Below are 22,601 nucleotides of genomic sequence, written 5' to 3'. Positions count from 1 at the left end.
AAAAAAGGGGGAGCAGCATGACCCGAGCATTCGTATTTCCGGGCCAAGGGGCACAGACCATTGGCATGGGCAAGGCCTTGGCCGATGCCTATCCGGCGTCAAAAGCCGTGTTCGACGAGGTGGACGAGGCGTTGGGCGAAAAGCTTTCCGCCCTGATCTGGGAGGGGGAGCAAGACACGCTGACCCTGACACAGAACGCGCAGCCCGCGTTGATGGCGACATCCTTGGCCGCGATGCGCGCGCTAGAGTCCGAAGGCGTTACGATTGAAGCTGCGTCTTATGTTGCAGGGCATTCCCTGGGTGAATATTCGGCGCTGGCTGCGGCTGGTGCGATTGGTGTGGCCGATGCCGCCCGCCTGTTGCGCACGCGCGGCAAGGCCATGCAAGAGGCCGTGCCAGTTGGTGTCGGGGCAATGGCCGCGCTGTTGGGTCTGGATTTCGCCACGGCCCAAGAGGTCGCTAAAGAAGCCAGCCACGATCAGGTCTGTCAGGCCGCAAATGACAACGACCCCGGTCAGGTTGTCGTGTCGGGCCACCGCGAAGCGGTTGAGCGCGCGGTTGAGATCGCCAAGGGCAAGGGCGCCAAACGTGCGGTTCTGTTGCCCGTAAGCGCACCGTTCCATTGCGAACTGATGGCCCCCGCAGCCCGCGTCATGGCAGAGGCCTTGGGCGCGGTGGAGATCAGCCGCCCAACGGTTCCGTTGGTGGCAAACGTTCTGGCCCATGATGTCAGCGCACCGGCCACCATCCGGTCGCTGTTGGTGGATCAGGTGACGGGTTCGGTTCGCTGGCGCGAGTCGGTTGAATGGATGGTCGGCAAAGGTGTGACCGAGTTCTGGGAAATTGGCGCGGGTAAGGCTTTGTCGGGGATGATCCGCCGGATCGACCGGTCTGCCGCCTCGCGTGCGATTGGCACACCAGAAGACGTTAAAGCAGCCGCTGAAAGCATTGGTTGAGGACTGATATGTTTGATTTAACAGGAAAAAACGCGCTGGTAACTGGCGCTTCGGGTGGCATCGGTGGGGCAATCGCCAAGGCATTGCACGCACAGGGTGCAACGGTCGGTCTGTCCGGCACCCGCGTTGAACCGCTGGAGGCTTTGGCCGCAGAACTGGGCGAACGGGCGCATATCCTGCCCTGTAACCTCAGCGATGCAGAGGCGCTGACCGCGCTGCCCAAACAGGCCGCAGAGGCGATGGGTTCGGTCGATATTCTGGTGAACAACGCCGGGATCACCCGCGATAACCTTTTCATGCGGATGAGCGATGAAGAATGGCAAACCGTTCTGGACGTGAACCTGACGGCCAGCATGCGCCTGTGTCGCGGCGTTCTGCGCGGCATGATGAAGGCGCGCTGGGGCCGGATCGTGAATATCACATCGGTTGTTGGCGCAACGGGTAACCCGGGGCAGGGCAACTATGCCGCTGCTAAGGCGGGGCTGGTTGGTATGTCGAAATCGCTGGCGTACGAGGTCGCAAGCCGTGGCATCACGGTGAACTGCGTTGCCCCCGGTTTCATCACCACCGCGATGACCGACAAGCTGAACGACGATCAAAAAGATAAGATCCTTGTGCAAGTTCCCGCCGGTCGTATGGGCGACCCGGCAGAGATCGGCGCAGCCGTGACATATCTTTCCAGTGCTGAAGCCGCTTATGTCACAGGGGCGACCTTGCATGTGAACGGCGGGATGGCCATGCTTTAAATCGCAGGCTGTAAATCAGTGAAAGCGTTTGCCTTGAGGGTGCGATATGCTATAGCGGCGCAGAATTAGCCGCTTGGGCCGTCGCGCCTGGCAATGGAGCGGTCCAACGGACCAATAGCAAGAAACGGGCGTTGTGCCCGAGACGAATGAGGAATTGATATGAGCGACATCGCAGATCGCGTTAAAAAGATCGTTGTCGAGCACCTTGGTGTTGAAGAAGACAAGGTTGCTGAAAACGCATCTTTCATCGACGACCTGGGCGCAGACAGCCTGGACACCGTTGAGCTGGTAATGGCTTTTGAAGAAGAGTTTGGTATCGAGATTCCTGACGACGCTGCCGAAACTATTCAGACGTTCGGCGATGCAGTCAAATTCATCACTGAAGCTTCCTAAGTTAAGCTTTCTTTGAAGAACACGAAAACGGCGCCCACTGCGGCGCCGTTTTTGATTCTGGGCCTATTGGTGGCCTAAAGCGAACGCGCCAGTTCATTCAATTGATCGGCGGCAGCGTTCCAGCCCTGTTCGAACCCCATATCAAGATGCGCCTGACGGTCTTCGGCAGATGTATGCCGGGCCGCCCAGATTATTTGGGTTTTGCCGTCATCGGCGTCAGACAGGTCCACAACCCCGGTCATGAAACTGTTGGGGCGGGGCATGAAACCTTCGCCATAGGCATCGGAAAAGATCAGGCGGGTCATCGGGGTGACCAGCAGATAGCTGCCGATGGTTTCGATCCGCTCTTTATCAGGGCCGGCCATGGTGATGTTCATCCGGCCACCGGGGCGCGCGTCACATTCTGCGTGTGGGACGGTCCATGGTTTGGGGCAGAACCATTGCTTCAGCAGGTCAGCCTCTGTCCAGCAGCGCCAGATGGCGCTGCGCGGCGCATCAAGAACACGGGTGATGGACAGGGTGTGGCTCATCCCTCAAGTCTAACATGACCCTAGGTGCCAAGAAATAACTTCGCGTGGGCGATCAGCAAAAACAGGCCGCTGTTTCGCATCCTCTTGCCCCTGTCGTTCAAACCAAGGTATCAGGGGCGGCAATAAGCCTAAGGCAGGAGGAGCAGAATATGCGTCGTGTGGTCGTCACCGGGCTGGGGATGGTCTCCCCGCTGGCATGTGGGGTTGAAGAGACTTGGAAGCGGCTGTTGGCCGGGCAATCGGGCGCTGGCCTGATCAAACGGTTTGATGCGTCCAATGTCACCACGAAATATGCTTGTGAAATTCCGCTTGGCGATGGCAGCGACGGCACGTTCAATGCCGATGACTGGATGGAGCCGAAGGACCGCCGCAAGGTGGATGACTTTATTCTGTACGGAATGGCAGCTGCGGATCAGGCGGTAAAGGATTCCGGCTGGGCACCGACCGACACCGAGGCATTGGAACGCACCGGCGTTATGATCGGTTCGGGTATTGGGGGGCTTTCCTCGATCGCGGAAACGGCTGTTCTGATCAAAGAGCGTGGCCCGCGCCGCGTTTCACCGTTCTTTATCCCAAGTGCGTTGATCAACCTGCTGTCTGGGCAGGTTTCGATCCGTTACGGGTTCAAAGGGCCAAACCACGCGGTTGTGACCGCTTGTTCAACGGGCGCGCATGCCATCGGCGATGCCGCGCGGTTGATCCAGTGGGGCGACGCGGATGTGATGCTAGCCGGTGGTGCGGAAAGCCCAATCTCGGAAATCGGGATTGCTGGTTTCAACGCCTGTAAGGCGCTTTCGACCAAACGCGAGGATGACCCATCCAAGGCCAGCCGCCCCTATGATGCAGACCGCGATGGTTTCGTGATGGGCGAGGGCGCGGGTGTGGTTGTTCTGGAAGAATACGAACACGCCAAGGCGCGCGGTGCGAAAATCTATGGCGAGGTTCTGGGGTATGGCCTGTCGGGCGACGCCTATCACATCACCGCCCCGGCAGAGAGCGGCGAGGGCGGCGAACGGTCTATGCGCGCGGCGTTGAAACGTGCGGGCCTTCAGCCCAGTGACATCGACTATATCAACGCACATGGTACATCCACCATGGCCGACACGATTGAATTGGGCGCGGTTGAGCGGCTGATGGGCAATGCGGCGGCTAAGGCGACCATGTCGTCGACCAAGTCTTGCACGGGCCACTTGTTGGGTGCGGCTGGCGCGGTCGAAGCGATCTTTTCGATCTTGGCGATCCGTGATCAGGTCGCGCCGCCGACGATCAACCTTGATACGCCCGCTGTTGAAACCACGCTGAACCTTGCGCCGAACGAAGCGCAGCCGCGTGAAATCAACATCGCGTTGTCGAACTCCTTTGGCTTTGGCGGCACCAACGCGTCGCTGATTATGGGCAAGGTCTGAACACATGTGGCGCAATTTGGCCTCTAACGCTTTGACGCTTTTCATCGCTCTGTTGCTGTTGGCAGGGGGGATGGTGATTTGGGGGAAGGGTGAATTCACCAATCCCGGACCATTGGAACAGGCAATCTGTCTAAGGGTCGAAAGCGGGTCAAATATGCGCCGCGTGTCTAATGAACTTGCGGATCAGGGGGCGATTTCCAGCCCGGGCATTTTCCGGGCCGGGGCGGATTACACCGACAAGGCCAGCCAACTTAAAGCGGGCAGCTATTTGGTGGAGCCGGGCGCGTCGATGGAAAGCATCATCGACACGATCACGCGCAGTGGCCGGTCCACCTGTGGTACCGAAGTGAACTTCCGCATTGGTGTGCTGAGCGCCAAGTTGCAGGTGCGTGAACTTGACCCCGCGACCAACCGCTATGTCGAAGTTGTTGCGTTTGAGCCGGGCGTGGAAGAGGTTCCCGCGGAATACACAGCCGTCACCAGCGAAAGCGACACCCGTTACCGCGTGACGCTGGCCGAAGGCGTGACCAGCTGGCAGGTTGTTGAAGAGCTGAAAGAAGCTGAGTTCCTGACCGGTTCGGTTGAGGTGCCCGCCGAAGGTGCGCTTGCCCCCGACAGCTATGAGGTTGTGCGAGGCTCTGAGCGGGCCGCGTTGATCGCGCGGATGGAAGAGAGCCAGGCCGCGCTGCTGGCCGAGCTGTGGCAGGCGCGCGACGAAGATCTGCCCTTGGCCAGCCCCGAAGAGGCGATGGTGCTTGCCTCTATCGTCGAAAAGGAAACCGGCGTGCCCGAAGAGCGACGTCAGGTTGCCAGCGTATTTGTGAACCGCTTGCGCCAAGGTATTCGTCTGCAGACGGACCCGACCGTGATCTATGGCATCACCAACGGGCAGGGCGCGCTTGGTCGTGGTATTCGCCAAAGCGAACTGCGTCGCGCGACGCCTTATAACACCTATGTCATCGAAGGGCTGCCGCCCACGCCGATCGCCAACCCAGGCCGCGCCTCTATCGAGGCTGCGTTGCACCCGGATACGACGGATTACATCTTCTTTGTGGCCGATGGCACCGGGGGGCACGCGTTTGCCGTGACCTTGGAAGAGCATAACCGCAACGTGGCCGAGTGGCGGAAGATTGAGGCAGAGCGGGCTAACCAATAGGGGACTGCATGGCGCGGACCATCCTGTTCAACAAGCCATTCAACGTGCTTTCGCAGTTCACCGACAAGGGGACGGAAGGAAGCACGCGTAAGACGCTTTCCGAGTTTATCGACGTGCCGGGGGTCTATGCCGCCGGGCGGCTGGATCGCGACAGCGAGGGGCTGTTGGTGCTGACCGATGACGGCAAGTTGCAGAACCGGATCAGCAGCCCGAAGTTCAAGACATCCAAAACCTATTGGGTTCAGGTCGAAGGGGACGCTTCGGACGCGCAGCTGGCAGAGCTTCGCCGCGGTGTGAAGTTGAAGGACGGTATGACTGCCCCTGCAGACGTTGCCCGAATGGACGAACCCGACGGGTTGTGGGAGCGCGATCCGCCCGTGCGGTTTCGCAAGACGGTTCCGGATTGCTGGTTGACGATCACGATCACCGAAGGGCGTAACCGGCAGGTGCGGCGCATGACGGCCGCCGTGGGGCTGCCCACGCTTCGCCTGATCCGGTATCGCGTTGGTAACTGGACGATTGATGGGATTGAAAACGGTGCATGGCGGGACGCTTAGCTGTTAATCCGCGACGTAAATCACGCGCTTGCCGGTGCCTTTGTTGCGTGTGATGGAATGTTGGTTTCCGTTCACCTCCCACAGTTGGCAGTCGGTGTTTTTTGGGGTGAGTTTGATCGTTCTGCAGAAATACGCACCGCGCCATTCCCATGCGCCGGTGAAGGGCTCTCCGTTTATTTTGCCTGTGAGCTTTCGGTTTCGGCGCACCTCGACGTAGGTATCTCCGGCGCGCAGTGTTTTGCCGACGACGGCATCCTGAAACTGCTGGGCTGTTTCGATACGCCGGAACCCATCCTGCGCGCTTGCGGCGGCGCAGAGCAATGTAAGCGCGGTGGCTAGGCTGGCTGTAACGATGCGCATGTTCACTCCTCTCTATGTAATCTTAGAAAACGGCGGGGGTTCAATCCTTTTGTTGTGGGGGTGCGGGCGGTTGCTTAACCTATTGTTAACAATAAACTTCTTGACCTAGCGAACGGTCTGGGGTACACCTTTAGGCAAGCTGGAAGAAGTGGGTAAGCGGCACGGGGTCATCCCCCGGCGCCGCTTTTTCGTTTCTCTCGTGCGGAGCGGCATGAGAAGGCAGGCTTAACCATATGACAGTGATTTCTCCTGCGGGGAAAGGGGCGGCTCAGGCAGTGCTTGAGGCGGCCGAAAGGCATTATCAGCGCACGATTCAGGCGCTGAATGAAATCATCGAAGATGTGACCGCGGGCCGAACGGCCCGGGCGAAAGAGCTGAAGGGCGCGCTGAGTGATCTTGGCAAGGCGGCCCAGACGGCATTTGACGAAAGGTCCAAAGTTGAAAAACGGCTTAGAGCAGAGGAAGGCGCGGTCAATGGATACGCGCTCGACTTCGACAGTGCGCGCGATGAGATCGGGCGCAGATTGGCTTGCCTGCGCGACGCCGCAGGAACAGGAAGCGTTTCTGGGGAGCCTGAGTGAAGGCGCGCTGTTGGCGCTGCCCTATCTGTTTGAGTTCTGGGCGTTGGAGCATCAGCTGCCGCCCGAAGGCGACTGGCGGACATGGGTGATCCTTGGGGGGCGCGGGGCGGGCAAGACCCGCGCCGGCGCCGAGTGGGTGCGGGCCGAAGTTGAAGGATCGCGCCCGCTGGATATTGGCCGGTCGCGCCGGGTGGCGTTGGTGGGCGAAACCATTGAGCAGGTGCGTGAGGTGATGGTGTTCGGCGAGAGCGGCATCTTGGCCTGTTCGCCCCCCGACCGCCGCCCGAAGTGGGAGGCGACGCGCAAGCGGCTGGTCTGGCCCAACGGCGCGGTAGCACAGGTGTTTTCGGCGCATGAGCCAGAGAGCCTGCGCGGGCCACAGTTCGATGCAGCCTGGGTGGATGAGCTGGCCAAGTGGAAGCGGGCCGAGGAGGCGTGGGATATGCTTCAGTTCGGTCTGCGGCTGGGGGCGGCACCGCGCCAGTGTGTGACGACGACGCCGAAGAATGTGCCAGTGCTGAAGACGATTTTGGCGAACCCTTCGACGGTTCAGACCCATGCGCCGACAGAGGCGAACCGGGCGTATCTTGCGGCCTCGTTCCTGGATGAGGTGCGCAGCCGGTACGCGGGGACGCGGTTGGGGCGGCAAGAACTGGACGGCGTGTTGCTGGAGGATGCGGAGGGGGCGCTGTGGTCCTCGGGCAGGTTGGAGGCGTCGCGGGTTGAAGACGCGGGCGAATTGGACCGGGTCGTTGTGGCGGTGGACCCGCCGGTGACGGGCAATGCCGGTTCTGATGAATGCGGGATCTTGGTGGTGGGCGCGCGGGTTCAGGGTGACCCGCAGGATTGGCGCGCCGTAGTGTTGGAGGATGCCAGCGTCGCGGCGGCATCGCCCACCACCTGGGCCGAAGCGGCGATTGACGCGCTGCGCCGGCATGGGGCCGAACGGCTGGTGGCCGAGGTCAATCAGGGCGGCGATCTGGTGGAAAGCGTGATCCGGCAGGTGGACCCGCTGGTGCCTTATCGGGCGGTGCGGGCCTCTCGCGGGAAGGTCGCGCGGGCAGAGCCGGTGGCGGCCTTGTACGAACAGGGCCGGGTGCAGCACATGCGCGGTTTGGGCGATCTGGAGGATCAAATGTGCCTGATGACCGCGCAGGGGTTTCGCGGCAAGGGCAGCCCGGACCGGGTGGATGCGTTGGTCTGGGCGCTGCACGATCTGATGATTGAACCGGCGGCGCGGTGGAAACGGCCGCGGATGCGGTCTTTGTAACCACTTAATTCGAAAATTTCTGAACACATGCCTGCCCGGCGCGATGCGGGGCGGGTGTTTCGTGCTGCCCGGTTGGGCGGCGATCAGCACGACCTAAGGAGCTTTACCATGGTGTTTCACATGTTTCGGCGCGGGGCCCAAGAGGTGCCCGAAAAGAAGGCCAGCGCGACGGGGCCGGTGGTGGCGTGGCACGGGGCCGGGCGGGTGGCTTGGTCGCCACGCGATGCGGTTTCCCTGACCAAGGCGGGCTTCACAGGCAACCCAGTTGGGTTTCGGTCGGTTAAGTTGATCGCCGAGGCGGCGGCGGCCTTGCCACTGATCCTGCAGGATCAGGAGCGGCGGTATGATACCCATCCGGTGCTAGACCTGATCCGCCGCCCGAACGGGGCGCAGGGCAAGGCGGAACTGATGGAGGCGCTGTTCGGGCAAATCCTGCTGTCCGGCAATGGCTATCTGGAGGCCGTGGGCGGTGAAACGGGTGTTCCGGTGGAGCTGCATGTGTTGCGGTCGGACCGGATGAGCATTGTGCCGGGCGCGGATGGCTGGCCGGTGGCCTATGAATATGCGGTTGGGAACAAGAAGCACCGGTTCGATATGACGGTCGGGCTTCCGCCGATCTGTCATATCAAAAGCTTTCACCCGCAGGATGATCATTACGGCCTGTCGCCCATGCAGGCGGCGGCGACGGCGGTGGATGTGCATAACGCGGCCAGCCGCTGGTCCAAGGCGTTGCTGGATAACGCGGCGCGGCCTTCGGGGGCGATTGTATATCGGGGGGCTGATGGGCAGGGATCGATGTCTGAGGAGCAATACGCGCGGCTTCAGGATGAGATGATGTCGTATCATCAAGGCGCGGCGAATGCGGGCCGCCCGATGTTGCTGGAAGGCGGTTTGGACTGGAAACCGATGGGCTTTTCGCCATCCGACATGGAATTCCAGAAGACCAAAGAGGCCGCCGCGCGCGAGATTGCGTTGGCCTTTGGCGTGCCACCGATGCTGTTGGGGATTTCGGGGGATGCGACCTATTCCAACTATCAGGAAGCGAACCGGGCGTTTTACCGCCTGACGGTGCTGCCGCTTGCCACACGGGTAGCGGCGACGATTTCCGATTTCCTGTCGCGCTTCGCTGGCGAACAGGTGGAGCTGCGCCCCGATCTGGATCAGGTGCCCGCGCTTTCGGCAGAGCGCGACAATCAGTGGCGGCGGGTCAGCGATGCGGTGTTCCTGTCGGACCCGGAAAAGCGCGCGCTGCTGGGCCTGCCCAAGCTGGCGGAGGATGAATGAGCGCCGCGCCGGAGCGCAGCGGTTCCAAGTTCCTGTACGCCCCGTTCGAGGTCGCCAATGCGCGGATCGAAGCGAATGAGCGCGTGTCGCAGGAACGCTGGGCGGCGCTGGAATACCGGCTGCAACGGATCGAGGCGAGCCAGGAACGGGTAGAGCGGCGGCTTTGGGTCGCTGTCTACGGCGTTGCGGCCGCGATTTTGGCACAGGGCGTAACGTCGATTTTGGCGGTCGCGCCGTGAAAGGGGACATCAGGATGGACATGGAAATGGGGCTTGAGCGGAAGTTCTGCCGGGCAGACAGCGTTTTGACCGTAAGCGATGGCGCGGTGGTCGAAGGCTATGCCTCGCTTTTTGGGAAGGTCGACAAGGGCGGCGATGTGGTGGAGCGGGGCGCCTATGCCGCGTCGCTGGCCGCGCTGAAAGGCGCGGGTCGGCGGGTGAAGATGTTGTGGCAGCACGACCCGGCGCAACCCATCGGCGTGTGGGACGAGGTGCGCGAGGATGAGCGCGGGCTGTACGTCAAAGGCCGCCTGTTAAGCGACGTTGAAAAGGGCCGCGAGGCCGCGGCGCTGATCGAAGCCGGGGCGATTGATGGGTTGTCGATCGGGTATCGCACCAAGCGGGCCCAGAAGAATTCAAGCGGGCAACGCCTGCTTTGCGAGTTGGAGCTTTGGGAGGTGTCGCTGGTGACCTTCCCGATGCTTCCCGATGCACGAGTGGGGGCAAAGGCGGATGACGCCACAGAGACCCTGCTTCGTGACTTGGCGGACGCCTTTGAGGGTGCCCGCCACGTGCTGACCGGCGGCGCATGACGTGCGGTTGGATGACCTCTCTAACACAGGATTGGACATGACAAAGACCGAAACCAAATCGGGCGCCGCCGGTGCGCCTGTGACCGAGATTAAGACTGCTCTGACAGGGTTTCTGAATGATTTCAGTGCCTTTCAGGGCGAAATGAACAAAAAGTTTCAACAGCAAGAAGAGCGACTGACCATGCTTGATCGTAAATCCATGATTGCCGGACGTCCGGCCCTTTCTTCCGCAGCCGAAGTGGAAGTACCGCATCAGAAGGCGTTCGCGGCCTATCTGCGTTCGGGTGATGATGACGCGCTGCGTGGGCTGCAGATGGAAGAAAAGGCCATGTCTTCATCCGTGTCGGCCGAGGGTGGTTACCTGGTCGATCCGCAGACATCCGAGATGATCAAAAGCGTGCTGAAATCCACCGCCTCGATCCGCGCGATTGCGCAGGTTGTGGCAGTTGAGGCGACATCGTTTGATGTGCTGGTGGATCATACGGATATTGGTTCGGGCTGGTCTTCGGAAACTGGTGCTCAGGCTGAAACCGACACGCCGCAGATTGAGCGTGTTTCCATTCCGCTGCACGAACTGTCCGCGATGCCGAAGGCCAGCCAGCGCCTGCTGGATGACAGCGCGTTCGATATCGAAGGTTGGCTTGCGGGTCGTATCGCCGACAAGTTCGCCCGCGCCGAGGCGTCGGCGTTCATCAACGGTGATGGTCTGGACAAACCCAAGGGCATTCTGAACCATACTCAGGTGTCGGACGACACGTGGGCTTGGGGTTCGCTGGGTTATATCCCCACCGGTACGGATGGCGATTTTGACTCGGTCGCGCCGTCGGATGCCATTCTTGATCTGGTCTATGCACTGGGTGCTGAGTACCGCGCGAATGCGACGTTCATCATGAACTCTAAAACCGCAGGCGTGGTGCGCAAGATGAAGGACGCCGACGGCCGCTTCCTGTGGTCCGATGGTTTGGCGGCGGGCGAACCTGCGCGTCTGTTGGGCTATCCGGTGCTGATCGCCGAAGATATGCCCGACATCGCATCCGGCACAGCCGCACTGGCGTTTGGTGATTTCAACGCGGGTTACACCGTGGCCGAACGCCCCGATCTGCGCGTGCTGCGTGACCCGTTCAGCGCCAAGCCGCATGTCCTGTTCTATGCAACGAAGCGTGTGGGTGGTGATGTCAGCGATTTCGCCGCGATCAAGCTGCTGAAGTTCGCCGTGTCCTAACGGGCCGGTGAATGGGTCGCCCGTTCGGGCGGCCCTTGGCGCGCGCCGGGTATTCCTTCCTGCGTTGTCCAGCTGCTCCCTCCGTCCGAGCAACGCGGGGGCGCGCGCCGTTTTCTGATCGAGGGGCAAGTTGGAGACATGCACATGATGTTGATCGAACAGACCACAGTGCCCGCCGAGGCGCTGCCTGTTAGCCTGTTCAAAGACCATTTGCGCCTTGGCAGCGGTTTTGCCGACGACAGTGCGCAGGATGCGTTGCTGGAGGCGCTGCTGCGCGCGGCCATGGCGGCCGTAGAGGGCCGGACGGGCAAGGTTTTGTTGGGCCGGACGTTCACCTGGACCCTGACCGCGTGGCGCGATGGCGACCGTCAGGCGCTGCCGGTGGCCCCGGTTCAGGCGCTGAACGAGGTTCGGGTGGTCGATAACACAGGCGGCGCGACCATCGTGGACGCCGCGGTGTATCGGTTGGAAAAAGACACGCATCGCCCGCGCGTGGCGACCAATGGCGCGGCATTGCCGGTGATCCCGTTGGGCGGGTCGGTTGAGGTGGTGTTTGACGCAGGCTTTGGGGCGGCTTGGGCCGACGTGCCGGAGGATCTGGCGCAGGCTGTGTTCCTGCTGGCCGGGCATTATTACGAACATCGCAGCGAGGCAGCCTTTGGCGAAAGTGGGATGCCGTTTGGAGTTCTGGCCCTGTTGGAACGCTGGCGCACGGTGCGGATTTTGGGCGGGGGTGCCATATGAAGGGGGCGCCGAACCTGACGCGCCGATTGGTGCTGGAAGAACCTGTTCGGACCTCGGACGGGGCGGGTGGTTTTGTTGAAAGCTGGGCGGTGCTTGGCACGCTGTGGGCGGCCGTAAAGCCGGGCACGGGCCGCGAGCGGGCCGGGGAGTTCGCAACGCTTTCGCGTGTTCCTTATCGGATCACCGTGCGGGGTGCGCCGGTTGGTGCGCCCTCGCGCCCGAAGGCCGAACAGCGGTTTCGCGATGGCGCGCGGGTGTTTCGCATATTGGCCGTGACCGAAGCAGACGCCCAGGGCCGCCATCTGACCTGTTTTGCTGAAGAAGAGGTGACGGCATGAGCTATGGCGTTGCAGCCGCATTGCAGGCGGCGGTTTTTCAGAAATTGGCATCGGACAGCGCCCTTACGGCATTGGTCGGATCGGCGGTTTACGACGCCGTTCCGCCGGGCGGGTTGCCCGAAACCTATGTCAGCCTTGGCCCGGAAGAAGCACGCGGACGTGCCGACGCAACGGGCGCCGGGGCGCTGCATATTTTCACGGTGAGCGTGGTCAGCAGCGCGGCGGGCTTTGCTGGCGCGAAAGCGGCCGCGGGGGCCATTTCCGATGCGCTGGTCGGGGCAGCGTTGCCTTTGGCCCGCGGCACATTGGTGGGCCTGACCTTTGAAAAGGCCCGCGCGAAACGGGTGGAAGACGGCGATGTGCGCCGGATTGATCTGACATTCCGCGCCCGCGTGGATGACGAATAACCAAGATTGGAGAACGGAACATGGCGGCCCAAAACGGCAAAGACCTTTTGATCAAGCTTGATCTGACTGGCGATGGCCAGTTCGAAACCATCGCGGGCCTTCGGGCGACGCGCATCAATTTCAACGCCGAACAGGTGGACGTGACCAGTTTGGAAAGCCAGGGCGGCTGGCGCGAGCTGCTTTCGGGTGCTGGGGTGAAATCTGCCGGCATCTCGGGCTCGGGGGTTTTCAAGGATGAAGGCACGGACGAACGCGCGCGCCAGATCTTTTTCGATGGGGAAACGCCGGGGTTTCAGGTGATCATTCCCGATTTTGGCGTGGTTGAGGGGCCGTTTCAGGTGACCTCGATCGAATATGCGGGCAGCCACAACGGAGAGGCGACGTATGAGCTGTCGCTTGCCTCGGCTGGGGCGCTGAACTTTACGGCGCTTTGATGGGGAACCCTTACGCGGGCGAGGCGGCGCTGGTGCTGGATGGCCAGCGCCACGTGCTGAAGCTGACGCTTGGCGCGTTGGCCGAATTGGAGGCATCGCTGGGCGCGGACACGTTGGTTGCGCTGATCGAGCGGTTCGAGGGCGGCGCATTTTCCACGCGCGACGTGCTGGCGTTGTTGCTGGCAGGATTGCGCGGCGGGGGGTGGTCTGGTTCGGCGGCTGATCTGGCGCAGGCAGAGGTTTCGGGCGGCGCGGTCGAAGCGGCGCGTGTTGCGGCGTGGCTGTTGGCGCGCGCCTTTACGGTGCCGGGTGGCGACGATGGCGCGGTTTGACTGGCCGGGTTTGATGCGGGCGGGGCTTTTGGGGCTTCGCCTGCGACCCGCAGAATTCTGGGCGCTTACCCCGGCAGAGTTGCTGTTGATGCTGGGCCAAGGCAGCGGCCCGGCGCCCCTAAGCCGCGCGCGGCTGGACGAGTTGGCGCGCGCATTCCCCGATAAAACGGAAGGGTCTGATGAATGACAGAGCTTGATGGGTTCGACGATCAGGTCGTCGCCCTTGAAGAAAACCTTGGCAAAGCGCGGGACGTGGCGGCCGAGTTCGACACCGAATTGGTGAAAATGCGTGAAAGCGTGACCCTGACCAACCGCGAGGTCGGCACGCTTTCTCGTGCGGTTGGGCGCGGGTTGCGATCCGCCTTTGACGGGTTGGTGTTTGATGGGCTGAAGCTGTCCGATGCGATGAAACAGGTGGGCGAGTCTTTGGCGAATGCGGCCTATTCGGCGGCGATCACTCCGGTTCAAAACCATCTGGGCGGTCTGGTTGCGACCGGCATTGAGGGGCTGGTTAGCGCCGTCGTGCCCTTCGCCGATGGTGGCAGTTTCACACAAGGGCGGGTCATGCCGTTCGCGACGGGCGGTGTGGTGTCGGGGCCAACCTATTTTCCCATGCGTGGCGGCACCGGGTTGATGGGCGAAGCGGGGCCAGAGGCGATCATGCCCTTGTCGCGCGGCAGCGATGGGCGATTGGGCGTGCGCAGCGAAGGCGGCGCGCGGGCGGTGAACATCACCATGAATGTCAGCACGCCGGATGTTCAGGGGTTCCGCCGAAGCCAGAGCCAGATCGCAGCGGAACTTGGCCGCGCCCTGGGGCGCGGGCAGCGCAATAGCTGAGGGCACAGATATGAACTTTCACGATGTAAGATTCCCCGCAAACCTAAGCTTTGGTTCGGTTGGCGGGCCAGAGCGGCGCACCGAAATCGTGACGCTGACCAACGGCTATGAGGAGCGTAACACCCCGTGGGAACACGCGCGCCGGCGGTACGATGCGGGGGTGGGCATGCGCTCGCTTGATGATGTGGAACTGTTGATCGCCTTTTTCGAGGCGCGACGCGGGCAGTTGTTCGGGTTTCGGTGGAAGGACTGGTCAGACTATAAATCTTGCGCGCCGTCGCGCGATGCGGGGTTCGAGGATCAGCCGATTGCCGTTGGTGATGGACAAACCAAGGTGTTTCAACTGACCAAGACCTATGCCTCGGGTGGGGTGGATTATGTGCGCCCGATCTCTAAACCGGTTGTGGGCACAGTGAAGGTCGGCGTAGATGGCGAGCCGTTGGTTGAAACGATCCACTTCACCGTGGATGCCACGACGGGGGGCATCACCCTGATTGATGCGCCAGACGTTGGGGCGGCTGTCACGGCAGGGTTCGAATTTGACGTGCCGGTGCGGTTCGACACGGATATCATCCAAACCTCGGTCGCCAGCTTTCGGGCGGGTGACGTCCCGCGTGTACCTGTGGTGGAGGTGCGCGTATGATGAATATTTCCGATAACTTTCAGACACATCTGGCAAGTGGCGCAACGACTTTGTGCCGGTGCTGGGTGGTTGAACGTGCCGATTGTGTGGTGATGGGGTTTACCGATCACGACGCCGAGCTGAGCTTCGACGGTTACGCTTTTCGGGCGCAGACGGGCATGACCGCGCGTGCGCTAAGTCAGACCACAGGCCTGTCGGTTGATAACAGCGAAGCGGTCGGCGCGCTGACGGATGATGCGATGACCGAAGGCGACATTCTGGCGGGGCGTTACGATCAGGCCGCCATTCGTGCGTGGTTGGTGAACTGGAGCGATCCTGCCGACCGGATCCTTCTGTTTTCCGGCTCGCTTGGTGAAATCACCCGCAAAGGCGGTGCGTTTCAGGCCGAGCTGCGCGGTTTGACAGAGGCGCTGAACAAACCGCAGGGGCGGGTCTATCAACGGCCCTGCGGCGCGGTTTTGGGCGATGGGAACTGCCGGTTTGATCTTTCGACGCCGGGCTACACGGCCGAACTTGCCGTGGATCAGGTCGACGAGGCGCGGGTGTTCAGCTTTGCGGGCGTGGATGAGTTTGAACCGCGATGGTTCGAATCCGGGCGTTTGGTGGTGCTTTCGGGGCAAGCTGCTGGTCTGATCGGGACAATCAAGAATGATCGCTTTGCTGATGGGATGCGGAGGGTCGAACTTTGGGAAAGCCTGCGCGATGCGATGGCACCCTGGGATATGGTGCGTTTGGTGGCCGGGTGCGACCGGCGGAGCGAAACGTGCCGGGTTAAGTTCAATAATATCATTAACTTCTATGGCTTCCCTCATGTGCCTGGTGAGGATTGGTTGGTCAGCTATCCAGTCCGCGGTGGTGCCAACAACGGTGGGAGTATGAACCGTTGAGCGCGCTTGGTGAACGCGCAGTTTGCGAGGCGCGTCGATGGCTTGGAACGCCGTATCGCCATCAGGCATCCGTGTGCGGCGGCGGGGCAGATTGCCTTGGCTTGTTTCGCGGGTTGTGGCGGGCGTTCTATGGCTGTGAGCCGGAGCCACTTCCTTCATACGCGCCGGATTGGAGCGAGGTCGCCGAAGAAGAGCGGCTGTGGCAGGGGCTTGCGCGCCACTTGATCGACAAGCGGTTGGAACAGGCGGATCCGGGCGATGTGGTTTTGCTTAGGATGCGGGACGGATCGGTGGCGAAGCATCTGGGCATTCAGGCAGGTGTCGGCGCCGATGCCAGCTTTATCCACGCATATTACGGCCACGGGGTCGTTGAAAGCCCGCTGAGCCGCCCTTGGGCGCGGCGCATCGTGGCGCGATTTGAATTTCCGAACGGGAGAGACTGATGGCGACGATTGTTCTATCGGCGGTCGGGGCTGCGGCTGGTTCTGCGATTGGTGGCTCGGTTTTGGGGCTGTCGGCGACGGTAATCGGGCGTGCTGTTGGCGCGACTTTGGGCCGTGTAATCGACCAAAAACTTTTGGGAAGCGGGTCGGCGGCGGTGGAAACCGGCAAGGTGGATCGGTTTCGCCTGACGGGGGCCAGTGAGGGGTCCCCGGTAAGCCGTTGTTTCGGGCGCACACGCCTTGCGGGGCAGGTTATCTGGTCTTCGCGTTTCAAAGAGACGAAGGAGACGTCGGATGCCGGCAAAGGTGCCCCTGAAATCACCGAATATTCCTATTCCGTCAGCATGGCGATTGCGCTGTGCGAGGGAGAGATCCTGCGTGTTGGTCGCATCTGGGCGGACGGTATCGAAATTCTGCGTGATCGGCTGAACCTGCGGGTTTATCCGGGCACAGACACCCAGCTGCCTGATCCAAAGATCGAAGCGATCGAAGGGGCCGGAATGGTGCCTGCGTATCGCGGTGTGGCTTATGTGGTGATTGAAAATCTGTTGCTGGATCAGTTCGGGAACCGGGTGCCGCAGTTTTCGTTTGAGGTGGTGCGGCCAGCAGAAAGCACCGCGCCCGAACAGCGAAGCCTGACACAGATCATCAACGGCGTGGCGCTGATTCCAGGGACGGGTGAGTATGCGCTTGGCACGACTCCGGTTCATTATGGTGAGGGGCCGGGGGCGAAGAGTTCGGCCAATGTGAACAGCCCATCCGGCAAAACCGATTTCGTCACATCGCTGGAAGAGCTTGATGATGGCCTGCCTGAGTGTGGCTCTGCCTTGCTGGTGGCAAGTTGGTTTGGGGACGATCTGCGCTGTGGTCAGTGTAAGTTGCGCCCAAAAGTCACCCAGACCGAGGTCGACGGCGCGAACATGCCGTGGAATGTTTCTGGGCAGTACCGCGGCGATGCGCATCGTGTGCCCGAACAGGACGGCAAGCCCGTTTACGGTGGCACGCCAAATGACAAGAGCGTCATAGAGGCGATATCTTCGCTGAAATCTGCCGGAAAAGAAGTGGTGTTTTACCCCTTTATTCTGATGGATCAGGTGGTTGGGAATACGCTTCCGGACCCATGGACGGGGGATGAGGGGCAGCCCGCGCTTCCATGGCGTGGCCGCATCACAACCGAACGCGCCCCCGGCGTAGACGGATCGACGGACCAAACCGCAGATGCCGAGGCTGAGGTGGCGGCGTTTTTCGGCACCTGTCAGCGCACGGACTTTGATACGTTTTTTGACGAGGCGATCGTCTATACCGGGCCGCAGGAATGGTCTTACCGGCGCTTTATCCTGCATTATGCGCATCTATGCGCAGCGGCGGGGGGTGTTGCCGCGTTTTGCATTGGTTCCGAAATGCGCAGCCTTACACAAGTGCGCGGTGCGAATGGCAGCTTTCCGGCTGTTACGGCGCTGATGACCTTGGCGGCGGATGTCCGGGCCATTCTTGGGCCAAACGTTAAGATCACCTATGCGGCGGATTGGTCGGAATATTTCGGGTACCACCCACAAGATGGGTCAGGGGATGTGTATTTTCATCTTGATCCACTGTGGGCCGCGCCGGAAATCGATTTCATCGGCATTGATAACTATATGCCGCTTTCTGATTGGCGCGACGAAGACGGGCATGCCGATGCGCATTGGGGCTCTGTCTATGACTTGGGTTACTTGCAGGCGAACGTGGAAGGGGGCGAGGGGTATGATTGGTATTACCCTTCGCAAGCCGCAGCAGAAAGTCAGCGACGGGTTGCGATCACTGACGGTGCGTATGGCGAAGACTGGGTCTTTCGTTACAAAGATATCCGTAGCTGGTGGCTGAACTCACATCACGATCGGATCGGTGGCGTACGTCAAGAACAGCCAAGCGATTGGGTGGCGCAATCAAAGCCGGTTTGGTTCACGGAATACGGATGTGCCGCGATCGACAAAGGCACGAACCAGCCCAATAAGTTCCTTGATCCGAAGTCGTCGGAATCCAGCTTGCCGGCGTTTTCATCGGGTGTACGTGATGATTTCATTCAGCAGCAATACCTGCGGGCAATCAACGCGTATTGGGGTGACAGCACCCAAAACCCGGTGTCAGAGGTTTATGGCGCGCCGATGATTGATATGTCCCACGCCCATGTTTGGGCCTGGGACACGCGCCCGTACCCTTATTTCCCGGCCAATTCTGATCTGTGGAGCGACGGGGAAAACTATTTCCGTGGGCATTGGCTGAACGGTCGGGCGGCGACCCAATCGCTGGCTGCTGTGGTGACAGAGCTTTGTGCGGGTTCCGGTGTTGAGGGGGTCGATACGTCTGCCCTGTATGGCGGCGTGCGTGGATACACCTTGAACGAGGTGGAGGGCGCACGGTCGGCCTTGCAGCCGCTGATGTTGGCGTATGGGTTTGATGCGGTGGAACGCGACGGCCAGCTTGTCTTCAAAAGTCGAGGCAAGGGATTGGACGGTACGGTTCAACGTGACCGGCTTGCGGTGGGCGACCCGGAAACGGGCGACTTGGAAACCACGCGAGCGCCCGAGGCAGAAACAGCCGGTCGCGTTCGTTTGAACTTCGTCGAGGCGGATGCGGATTACGAGGTGCGCGCCGCCGAGGCGATTTTCCCGGACGACGTCAACCAGAGTGTTTCGGTTTCGGAGGTGCCGCTGGTTCTGACGCAGGCCGAGGGGCGGGTCATCACGGAACGCTGGCTGGCAGAATCGCGGGTGGCGCGGGATCGGGCCAAATTTTCCCTTCCGATTTCTGAACTTGCGATCGGTGCCGGCGATGTGGTGCAGCTGGACGGTGCGCGGTATCGCATTGACCGGGTCGAGCACGCAGAGGCGCGTCTAATCGAGGCGATCCGGGTCGAACCAGACGTTTACACCCCGTCAGACGCTGTCGAAGAGGTTGTCAGTTTGCAGCCCTTCGTGGCGCCGGTTCCAGTTTACCCCGTGTTCATGGACTTGCCGTTGCTTACGGGAGCCGAAGTTGAACACGCGCCGCATTTGGCGGTGACGGCAACGCCTTGGCCGGGATCTGTCGCCCTGTTCAGTGCAACGCAGGACAGCGGGTATGCGTTAAACAGCACGGTTGTTCAGTCGTCCGTGATCGGGGTGACGCAAACACCGTTGTTTCGCGCGGATCCATCCCAGTGGGATCGTGGTGACGCGTTGCGGGTGCAGGTCTTTGGCGGCGAGTTGACCTCTGTTGAGGTGGAGGCCGTACTGAATGGTGCCAATGCGGCTGCAATCGGGGATGGCACGAGTGAAAACTGGGAAGTGATCCAGTTTGCCGAAGCCACGCTTGTTGGGGCCGACACTTACGAGCTTCGGATGCGTTTGCGCGGGCAGGCGGGTAGTGAAGGGGTGATGCCGGACGTCTGGCCTGTGGGAAGCATTCTCGTGCTGCTGGACGGTGTTCCGCAGCAGATCGGGCTGAGCCAGAACGAACGCGGGTTGGCGCGCCATTATCGCATTGGGCCAGCAGGGCGCGCGTATGAAGACCCGTCTTACATTCACAAGGTCGAAGCGTTTTCCGGGATTGGACTGCGGCCCTATGCGCCGTGTCACTTGCGGGTGGTGGATGGCGGCGGCGGCGATCTGGTTGCAAGTTGGGTAAGGCGTACGCGCGTTGATGGCGACAGTTGGGATTCCTACGACGTGCCATTGGGCGAAGCGCAAGAGCTTTACCAGATACGGGTGCGGGGGGCTGGCAACGTGGTGCTGCGTGAAGCCGTGGTGAGCAGCCCCAACTGGACCTATGACGGGGCATCCCAGGCAAACGACGGTGCAGTCGCGCCGTTCGCGATTGAGGTCGCGCAAATCTCGGAACGATACGGCGCAGGGCTTTTCGAAAGGATCGAAATCAATGAATGAAACCACAAAGCTTCAATTGCCTCTGGTTCAGGCGGCACAGGCGCAAAAGCACGTAACAGTGAACGAGGGCCTGTTGCGGCTGGACGGGTTGGTTCAGCTTCGTTTGATCAGTCTTAGTGTGGCGACCCCGCCTGCAGCGGCGGTTGATGGGGATTGCTATGCCGTGCCTTTGGGGGCGGTGAACGGATGGGCCGGGCACGACGGCGAGATTGCCATTCAATCCGGGGGCGGGTGGGTTTTTGCCATGCCGCAGATCGGTTGGCGCGGATGGGATGTTGCCAACACCGCAGAAGTCGTTTTCGACGGTGAAGAATGGGTGCCCGGCGTGGCGGCGATGTCAGCCAGCGGTGCGGCGACACGATTCCATGTGATGGAATTCGACCATGTCATTACGCCCGGATCAGTGAATGCCACTCTGGAAACTGTGCCGTCACATGCGATGGTTTTTGGCGTAACTGCGCGTGTTGTCAGTGCAATTACCGGAACGCTGAGCGCTTGGCGTTTGGGGGCCGATGGGTCAGACAACCGGTTTGGCAGCGGGCTTGGCCTGTCGCAGGGTTCGTATGCGCGCGGTGTGATGGGGGCTCCGTTGACGGGGTATAGCACGATGCCACTGGATCTGACCGCGGAGGGCGGAGATTTCGCCACGGGTACGGTCAGGCTGGCCGTGCATTATTGCGAGCTGACCCTGCCGGGACTCTAACGCATGCGCCCGGTTTTACATGGCGACGTTGTTGCGGCGGCGCGGGTGTTGCTTGCGACACCTGCAAGCAAGCGGTCGTTCATAATGGCAGAGATGTTGAGCCGGGCCAGTGCCGCCGATGCGTATCGCAAGCGGTTTGGGCGGGCGCATTTCCGATGGGGTAACGGCAGCTTGATGGCCGTGGCCTATGGGTATGAGATGCGGCCGGAACCGTTTTTGGACGATGCGGATTATTGCTCTTGTTTGGCGCAGGTTTTCGATGCGCTGAAAACGTGGCGGAGCGATGTTGGCCGGTGGCCGCGCAAGTAAGCGCGGCGAGCGATTAATCGTTTGTTAGAAAACGCCATGGTGTTGCGTTTTAAGCGTTGGCAATGCTCACTTTCCTGTGCAGGAACATGTTGAATTTGAACCTGCCCCCCTATTTGTAGTAGGCTCTGTTTGAAACGAAAGGGAAAAGCATGGCCGAAACACGTGTGAACATCGCTACGGTTGATCCGGTGTGGCGTCGCGTTTGTGACGAAGCAGAGCAGGCCATTCATGATGAGCCTTTGCTGGGCGGCTTGGTGCATTCCAGTATTTTGCACCATAAAAACCTGCCGGCTGCGCTGGCCTATCGGATTTCCCTTAAGCTGTCGTCGGGCGAAATGTCTGACCAAATGCTGCGTGAAATCTCGGACGAGGCGTATTCGTCTGAACCAATGCTAGCCGAAGCCGCGCGCGCGGATTTGGTGGCGGTTTACGAACGTGATGCTGCCTGTCACCGCTATCTGCAACCTTTGTTATATTTTAAAGGCTTCCAGGCGGTTCAGTCCTATCGCGTTGGGCACTGGTTGTGGAATCAGGGGCGGCACGATCTGGCGTATTTCTTTCAGATGCGTGTGTCCGAAGAGTTTGGCGTGGATATTCACCCAGCCGCCAAGATTGGCCGCGGTATCATGATTGACCACGCGCATTCGATCGTAATTGGCGAAACAGCTGTTGTTGGTGACAACGTGTCGATGCTTCATTCCGTGACGCTGGGCGGTACGGGTAAAGAAGAAGAGGACCGTCATCCCAAAATTGGCGATGGGGTTCTGATCGGCGCCGGGGCCAAGGTGTTGGGCAACATCCATGTTGGGTGCTGTTCGCGCATCGCGGCGGGGTCTGTGGTGTTGCACGATGTGCCACCTGCCACGACCGTGGCCGGGGTTCCGGCCAAGATCGTAGGTAAGGCTGGTTGTGATCAGCCTTCTGTTACGATGAACCAGCTGTTGCCGGGCAAAGGGGACGCGTAAGCGCCCCTTTTTCAGTCTGCGCATAGTTGGTCAAAAGCCTCTATGGCTTTGACGCCGTACATGAAGGATGGGCCACCACCCATCATGACGCAGACGTTCACGGTTTCTTCAATCTCTGCACGGGTCGCGCCTGCGGCGGCGGCAGCTTGGACGTGAAAGCCGATACAATCGATGCACTGTTTGGCGATGCCGATGGAAAGGGCGATCAGCTCTTTCTCTTTTGCGCCGATTGCACCTGCGGCCATGGACGCGCGGTGCAAGGCTGTGAAGCCCGCTGCGGTTTCGGCTTGGGCTGTGCGGTAGGCACCGATGTTTGTGCTTGCTTCGGCCAGTTCTGTTTTCCAGTCCATCTCGCTCTCCGGTTTGGTTTGGGGCGAGTGTAGGG

General features: G+C 60.9%; 29 protein-coding genes. 26 read left to right on the top strand and 3 right to left on the bottom strand.

Annotated elements, in window-relative coordinates; genetic code table 11:
• Positions 1 to 17 precede the first annotated feature (17 nt).
• The 3 genes from fabD (at position 18) to COL8621_RS09305 (ending at position 2,095) form a co-directional block, all read left to right on the top strand.
• Positions 18 to 956: an ACP S-malonyltransferase gene (gene fabD, locus COL8621_RS09315; RefSeq protein WP_093967118.1), complete on the top strand. Its 939-nt coding sequence runs from the start codon at positions 18 to 20 to the stop codon at positions 954 to 956.
• Between the two features lie 8 nt (positions 957 to 964).
• Complete coding sequence (fabG, locus tag COL8621_RS09310; protein ID WP_093967117.1) at positions 965 to 1,702, top strand: 3-oxoacyl-[acyl-carrier-protein] reductase; 738 nt, start codon at positions 965 to 967, stop codon at positions 1,700 to 1,702.
• A gap of 159 nt (positions 1,703 to 1,861) precedes the next feature.
• Complete coding sequence (locus tag COL8621_RS09305) at positions 1,862 to 2,095, top strand: acyl carrier protein (RefSeq protein ID WP_035247318.1); 234 nt, start codon at positions 1,862 to 1,864, stop codon at positions 2,093 to 2,095.
• 74 nt (positions 2,096 to 2,169) lie between these two features.
• Here COL8621_RS09305 and COL8621_RS09300 read toward each other — a convergent pair whose 3' ends face one another.
• Positions 2,170 to 2,625, bottom strand: a complete 456-nt coding sequence (locus tag COL8621_RS09300; RefSeq protein ID WP_093967116.1) for an SRPBCC family protein — start codon at positions 2,623 to 2,625, stop codon at positions 2,170 to 2,172.
• 149 nt (positions 2,626 to 2,774) lie between these two features.
• Between COL8621_RS09300 and fabF the strand changes: the two genes are divergently transcribed.
• Genes fabF through COL8621_RS09285 form a run of 3 tightly spaced genes read left to right on the top strand, consistent with a single transcriptional unit; the run spans position 2,775 to position 5,744 of the window.
• Positions 2,775 to 4,031 (top strand): beta-ketoacyl-ACP synthase II, encoded by a 1,257-nt coding sequence (gene fabF, locus COL8621_RS09295; RefSeq protein ID WP_093967115.1) that lies wholly within the window; start codon positions 2,775 to 2,777, stop codon positions 4,029 to 4,031.
• A 4-nt stretch (positions 4,032 to 4,035) separates the two neighbouring features.
• Positions 4,036 to 5,187 (top strand): endolytic transglycosylase MltG, encoded by a 1,152-nt coding sequence (gene mltG / locus COL8621_RS09290; RefSeq protein ID WP_093967114.1) that lies wholly within the window; start codon positions 4,036 to 4,038, stop codon positions 5,185 to 5,187.
• An 8-nt stretch (positions 5,188 to 5,195) separates the two neighbouring features.
• Positions 5,196 to 5,744 (top strand): pseudouridine synthase, encoded by a 549-nt coding sequence (locus COL8621_RS09285; RefSeq protein WP_093967113.1) that lies wholly within the window; start codon positions 5,196 to 5,198, stop codon positions 5,742 to 5,744.
• 3 nt (positions 5,745 to 5,747) lie between these two features.
• Here COL8621_RS09285 and COL8621_RS09280 read toward each other — a convergent pair whose 3' ends face one another.
• Positions 5,748 to 6,104, bottom strand: coding sequence for a hypothetical protein (locus COL8621_RS09280; RefSeq protein ID WP_093967112.1), 357 nt, complete (start codon positions 6,102 to 6,104; stop codon positions 5,748 to 5,750).
• Between the two features lie 233 nt (positions 6,105 to 6,337).
• Here COL8621_RS09280 and COL8621_RS09275 point away from each other — a divergent pair, with 233 nt between their 5' ends.
• From COL8621_RS09275 to cysE, 20 genes are all read left to right on the top strand, one after another.
• On the top strand, positions 6,338 to 6,685 hold the full coding sequence (locus tag COL8621_RS09275) for a hypothetical protein (RefSeq protein ID WP_141137867.1): 348 nt from the start codon (positions 6,338 to 6,340) through the stop codon (positions 6,683 to 6,685).
• On the top strand, positions 6,612 to 7,955 hold the full coding sequence (locus COL8621_RS09270; protein ID WP_093967110.1) for a DNA-packaging protein: 1,344 nt from the start codon (positions 6,612 to 6,614) through the stop codon (positions 7,953 to 7,955). The genes COL8621_RS09275 and COL8621_RS09270 overlap by 74 nt, the downstream gene beginning before the upstream one ends.
• A gap of 108 nt (positions 7,956 to 8,063) precedes the next feature.
• On the top strand, positions 8,064 to 9,239 hold the full coding sequence (locus COL8621_RS09265; protein ID WP_093968494.1) for a phage portal protein: 1,176 nt from the start codon (positions 8,064 to 8,066) through the stop codon (positions 9,237 to 9,239).
• On the top strand, positions 9,236 to 9,478 hold the full coding sequence (locus tag COL8621_RS09260) for a GTA head formation protein, RCAP_rcc01685 family (RefSeq protein WP_093967109.1): 243 nt from the start codon (positions 9,236 to 9,238) through the stop codon (positions 9,476 to 9,478). The genes COL8621_RS09265 and COL8621_RS09260 overlap by 4 nt, the downstream gene beginning before the upstream one ends.
• Before the next feature lie 14 nt (positions 9,479 to 9,492).
• Positions 9,493 to 10,050, top strand: a complete 558-nt coding sequence (locus COL8621_RS09255) for an HK97 family phage prohead protease (protein WP_093967108.1) — start codon at positions 9,493 to 9,495, stop codon at positions 10,048 to 10,050.
• Positions 10,051 to 10,087: 37 nt separating this feature from the next.
• Positions 10,088 to 11,272, top strand: a complete 1,185-nt coding sequence (locus tag COL8621_RS09250) for a phage major capsid protein (protein WP_093967107.1) — start codon at positions 10,088 to 10,090, stop codon at positions 11,270 to 11,272.
• A 144-nt stretch (positions 11,273 to 11,416) separates the two neighbouring features.
• Entirely contained in the window at positions 11,417 to 12,016 is a 600-nt protein-coding gene (locus COL8621_RS09245; protein ID WP_093968493.1) for a head-tail connector protein, read from the top strand.
• Entirely contained in the window at positions 12,013 to 12,354 is a 342-nt protein-coding gene (locus tag COL8621_RS09240; protein WP_093967106.1) for a head-tail adaptor protein, read from the top strand. Before COL8621_RS09245 ends, COL8621_RS09240 begins: the two co-directional genes overlap by 4 nt.
• Positions 12,351 to 12,761 (top strand): DUF3168 domain-containing protein, encoded by a 411-nt coding sequence (locus tag COL8621_RS09235; protein ID WP_093967105.1) that lies wholly within the window; start codon positions 12,351 to 12,353, stop codon positions 12,759 to 12,761. The genes COL8621_RS09240 and COL8621_RS09235 overlap by 4 nt, the downstream gene beginning before the upstream one ends.
• Positions 12,762 to 12,781: 20 nt before the next feature.
• A complete protein-coding gene (locus COL8621_RS09230; protein WP_093967104.1) occupies positions 12,782 to 13,195 on the top strand; it encodes a phage major tail protein, TP901-1 family in 414 nt (137 codons plus the stop codon).
• Positions 13,195 to 13,527 carry a gene transfer agent family protein gene (locus COL8621_RS09225; protein WP_093967103.1) on the top strand — a complete coding sequence of 111 codons (333 nt, stop codon included), beginning with the start codon at positions 13,195 to 13,197 and terminating at the stop codon, positions 13,525 to 13,527. Before COL8621_RS09230 ends, COL8621_RS09225 begins: the two co-directional genes overlap by 1 nt.
• Positions 13,514 to 13,714 (top strand): rcc01693 family protein, encoded by a 201-nt coding sequence (locus tag COL8621_RS09220; protein ID WP_093967102.1) that lies wholly within the window; start codon positions 13,514 to 13,516, stop codon positions 13,712 to 13,714. The genes COL8621_RS09225 and COL8621_RS09220 overlap by 14 nt, the downstream gene beginning before the upstream one ends.
• Positions 13,711 to 14,364, top strand: coding sequence for an RcGTA-type gene transfer agent tail tape measure protein (locus COL8621_RS09215; RefSeq protein ID WP_093967101.1), 654 nt, complete (start codon positions 13,711 to 13,713; stop codon positions 14,362 to 14,364). Before COL8621_RS09220 ends, COL8621_RS09215 begins: the two co-directional genes overlap by 4 nt.
• A 10-nt stretch (positions 14,365 to 14,374) precedes the next feature.
• The gene (locus COL8621_RS09210; protein WP_093967100.1) at positions 14,375 to 15,007 is read left to right on the top strand and encodes a DUF2460 domain-containing protein; all 633 of its coding nucleotides are present in this window, start codon (positions 14,375 to 14,377) and stop codon (positions 15,005 to 15,007) included.
• Positions 15,004 to 15,894: a phage/gene transfer agent baseplate hub protein gene (locus COL8621_RS09205; protein ID WP_093967099.1), complete on the top strand. Its 891-nt coding sequence runs from the start codon at positions 15,004 to 15,006 to the stop codon at positions 15,892 to 15,894. The genes COL8621_RS09210 and COL8621_RS09205 overlap by 4 nt, the downstream gene beginning before the upstream one ends.
• Positions 15,891 to 16,337 carry an NlpC/P60 family protein gene (locus COL8621_RS09200; RefSeq protein WP_093967098.1) on the top strand — a complete coding sequence of 149 codons (447 nt, stop codon included), beginning with the start codon at positions 15,891 to 15,893 and terminating at the stop codon, positions 16,335 to 16,337. The genes COL8621_RS09205 and COL8621_RS09200 overlap by 4 nt, the downstream gene beginning before the upstream one ends.
• Complete coding sequence (locus COL8621_RS09195) at positions 16,337 to 20,239, top strand: baseplate multidomain protein megatron (RefSeq protein WP_093967097.1); 3,903 nt, start codon at positions 16,337 to 16,339, stop codon at positions 20,237 to 20,239. The genes COL8621_RS09200 and COL8621_RS09195 overlap by 1 nt, the downstream gene beginning before the upstream one ends.
• Positions 20,232 to 20,942, top strand: coding sequence for a DUF2793 domain-containing protein (locus COL8621_RS09190; RefSeq protein WP_176438467.1), 711 nt, complete (start codon positions 20,232 to 20,234; stop codon positions 20,940 to 20,942). Before COL8621_RS09195 ends, COL8621_RS09190 begins: the two co-directional genes overlap by 8 nt.
• Positions 20,943 to 20,945: 3 nt before the next feature.
• Positions 20,946 to 21,251 (top strand): DUF7742 family protein, encoded by a 306-nt coding sequence (locus COL8621_RS09185; RefSeq protein WP_093967095.1) that lies wholly within the window; start codon positions 20,946 to 20,948, stop codon positions 21,249 to 21,251.
• Positions 21,252 to 21,400: 149 nt separating this feature from the next.
• Positions 21,401 to 22,216, top strand: coding sequence for a serine O-acetyltransferase (gene cysE / locus COL8621_RS09180; protein ID WP_093967094.1), 816 nt, complete (start codon positions 21,401 to 21,403; stop codon positions 22,214 to 22,216).
• 11 nt (positions 22,217 to 22,227) lie between these two features.
• Here cysE and COL8621_RS09175 read toward each other — a convergent pair whose 3' ends face one another.
• Positions 22,228 to 22,566, bottom strand: a complete 339-nt coding sequence (locus COL8621_RS09175; protein WP_093967093.1) for a carboxymuconolactone decarboxylase family protein — start codon at positions 22,564 to 22,566, stop codon at positions 22,228 to 22,230.
• Positions 22,567 to 22,601 lie beyond the last annotated feature (35 nt).

Origin of the sequence: Actibacterium lipolyticum, from assembly GCF_900184935.1 — a bacterium.
GTDB lineage: Bacteria > Pseudomonadota > Alphaproteobacteria > Rhodobacterales > Rhodobacteraceae > Actibacterium_A > Actibacterium_A lipolyticum.
This window is presented reverse-complemented; position numbering and strand designations above follow the sequence as displayed.

Excerpts from the sequence above, each read along its gene's own strand:
- fabD (WP_093967118.1), top strand. The coding sequence starts at position 18 with ATGACCCGAGCATTCGTATTTCCGGGCCAAGGGGCACAGACCATTGGC.
- fabG (WP_093967117.1), top strand. The coding sequence starts at position 965 with ATGTTTGATTTAACAGGAAAAAACGCGCTGGTAACTGGCGCTTCGGGT.
- COL8621_RS09305 (WP_035247318.1), top strand. The coding sequence starts at position 1,862 with ATGAGCGACATCGCAGATCGCGTTAAAAAGATCGTTGTCGAGCACCTT.
- COL8621_RS09300 (WP_093967116.1), bottom strand. The coding sequence starts at position 2,625 with ATGAGCCACACCCTGTCCATCACCCGTGTTCTTGATGCGCCGCGCAGC.
- fabF (WP_093967115.1), top strand. The coding sequence starts at position 2,775 with ATGCGTCGTGTGGTCGTCACCGGGCTGGGGATGGTCTCCCCGCTGGCA.
- mltG (WP_093967114.1), top strand. The coding sequence starts at position 4,036 with ATGTGGCGCAATTTGGCCTCTAACGCTTTGACGCTTTTCATCGCTCTG.
- COL8621_RS09285 (WP_093967113.1), top strand. The coding sequence starts at position 5,196 with ATGGCGCGGACCATCCTGTTCAACAAGCCATTCAACGTGCTTTCGCAG.
- COL8621_RS09280 (WP_093967112.1), bottom strand. The coding sequence starts at position 6,104 with ATGCGCATCGTTACAGCCAGCCTAGCCACCGCGCTTACATTGCTCTGC.
- COL8621_RS09275 (WP_141137867.1), top strand. The coding sequence starts at position 6,338 with ATGACAGTGATTTCTCCTGCGGGGAAAGGGGCGGCTCAGGCAGTGCTT.
- COL8621_RS09270 (WP_093967110.1), top strand. The coding sequence starts at position 6,612 with ATGAGATCGGGCGCAGATTGGCTTGCCTGCGCGACGCCGCAGGAACAG.
- COL8621_RS09265 (WP_093968494.1), top strand. The coding sequence starts at position 8,064 with ATGGTGTTTCACATGTTTCGGCGCGGGGCCCAAGAGGTGCCCGAAAAG.
- COL8621_RS09260 (WP_093967109.1), top strand. The coding sequence starts at position 9,236 with ATGAGCGCCGCGCCGGAGCGCAGCGGTTCCAAGTTCCTGTACGCCCCG.
- COL8621_RS09255 (WP_093967108.1), top strand. The coding sequence starts at position 9,493 with ATGGACATGGAAATGGGGCTTGAGCGGAAGTTCTGCCGGGCAGACAGC.
- COL8621_RS09250 (WP_093967107.1), top strand. The coding sequence starts at position 10,088 with ATGACAAAGACCGAAACCAAATCGGGCGCCGCCGGTGCGCCTGTGACC.
- COL8621_RS09245 (WP_093968493.1), top strand. The coding sequence starts at position 11,417 with ATGATGTTGATCGAACAGACCACAGTGCCCGCCGAGGCGCTGCCTGTT.
- COL8621_RS09240 (WP_093967106.1), top strand. The coding sequence starts at position 12,013 with ATGAAGGGGGCGCCGAACCTGACGCGCCGATTGGTGCTGGAAGAACCT.
- COL8621_RS09235 (WP_093967105.1), top strand. The coding sequence starts at position 12,351 with ATGAGCTATGGCGTTGCAGCCGCATTGCAGGCGGCGGTTTTTCAGAAA.
- COL8621_RS09230 (WP_093967104.1), top strand. The coding sequence starts at position 12,782 with ATGGCGGCCCAAAACGGCAAAGACCTTTTGATCAAGCTTGATCTGACT.
- COL8621_RS09225 (WP_093967103.1), top strand. The coding sequence starts at position 13,195 with ATGGGGAACCCTTACGCGGGCGAGGCGGCGCTGGTGCTGGATGGCCAG.
- COL8621_RS09220 (WP_093967102.1), top strand. The coding sequence starts at position 13,514 with ATGGCGCGGTTTGACTGGCCGGGTTTGATGCGGGCGGGGCTTTTGGGG.
- COL8621_RS09215 (WP_093967101.1), top strand. The coding sequence starts at position 13,711 with ATGACAGAGCTTGATGGGTTCGACGATCAGGTCGTCGCCCTTGAAGAA.
- COL8621_RS09210 (WP_093967100.1), top strand. The coding sequence starts at position 14,375 with ATGAACTTTCACGATGTAAGATTCCCCGCAAACCTAAGCTTTGGTTCG.
- COL8621_RS09205 (WP_093967099.1), top strand. The coding sequence starts at position 15,004 with ATGATGAATATTTCCGATAACTTTCAGACACATCTGGCAAGTGGCGCA.
- COL8621_RS09195 (WP_093967097.1), top strand. The coding sequence starts at position 16,337 with ATGGCGACGATTGTTCTATCGGCGGTCGGGGCTGCGGCTGGTTCTGCG.
- COL8621_RS09190 (WP_176438467.1), top strand. The coding sequence starts at position 20,232 with ATGAATGAAACCACAAAGCTTCAATTGCCTCTGGTTCAGGCGGCACAG.
- COL8621_RS09185 (WP_093967095.1), top strand. The coding sequence starts at position 20,946 with ATGCGCCCGGTTTTACATGGCGACGTTGTTGCGGCGGCGCGGGTGTTG.
- cysE (WP_093967094.1), top strand. The coding sequence starts at position 21,401 with ATGGCCGAAACACGTGTGAACATCGCTACGGTTGATCCGGTGTGGCGT.
- COL8621_RS09175 (WP_093967093.1), bottom strand. The coding sequence starts at position 22,566 with ATGGACTGGAAAACAGAACTGGCCGAAGCAAGCACAAACATCGGTGCC.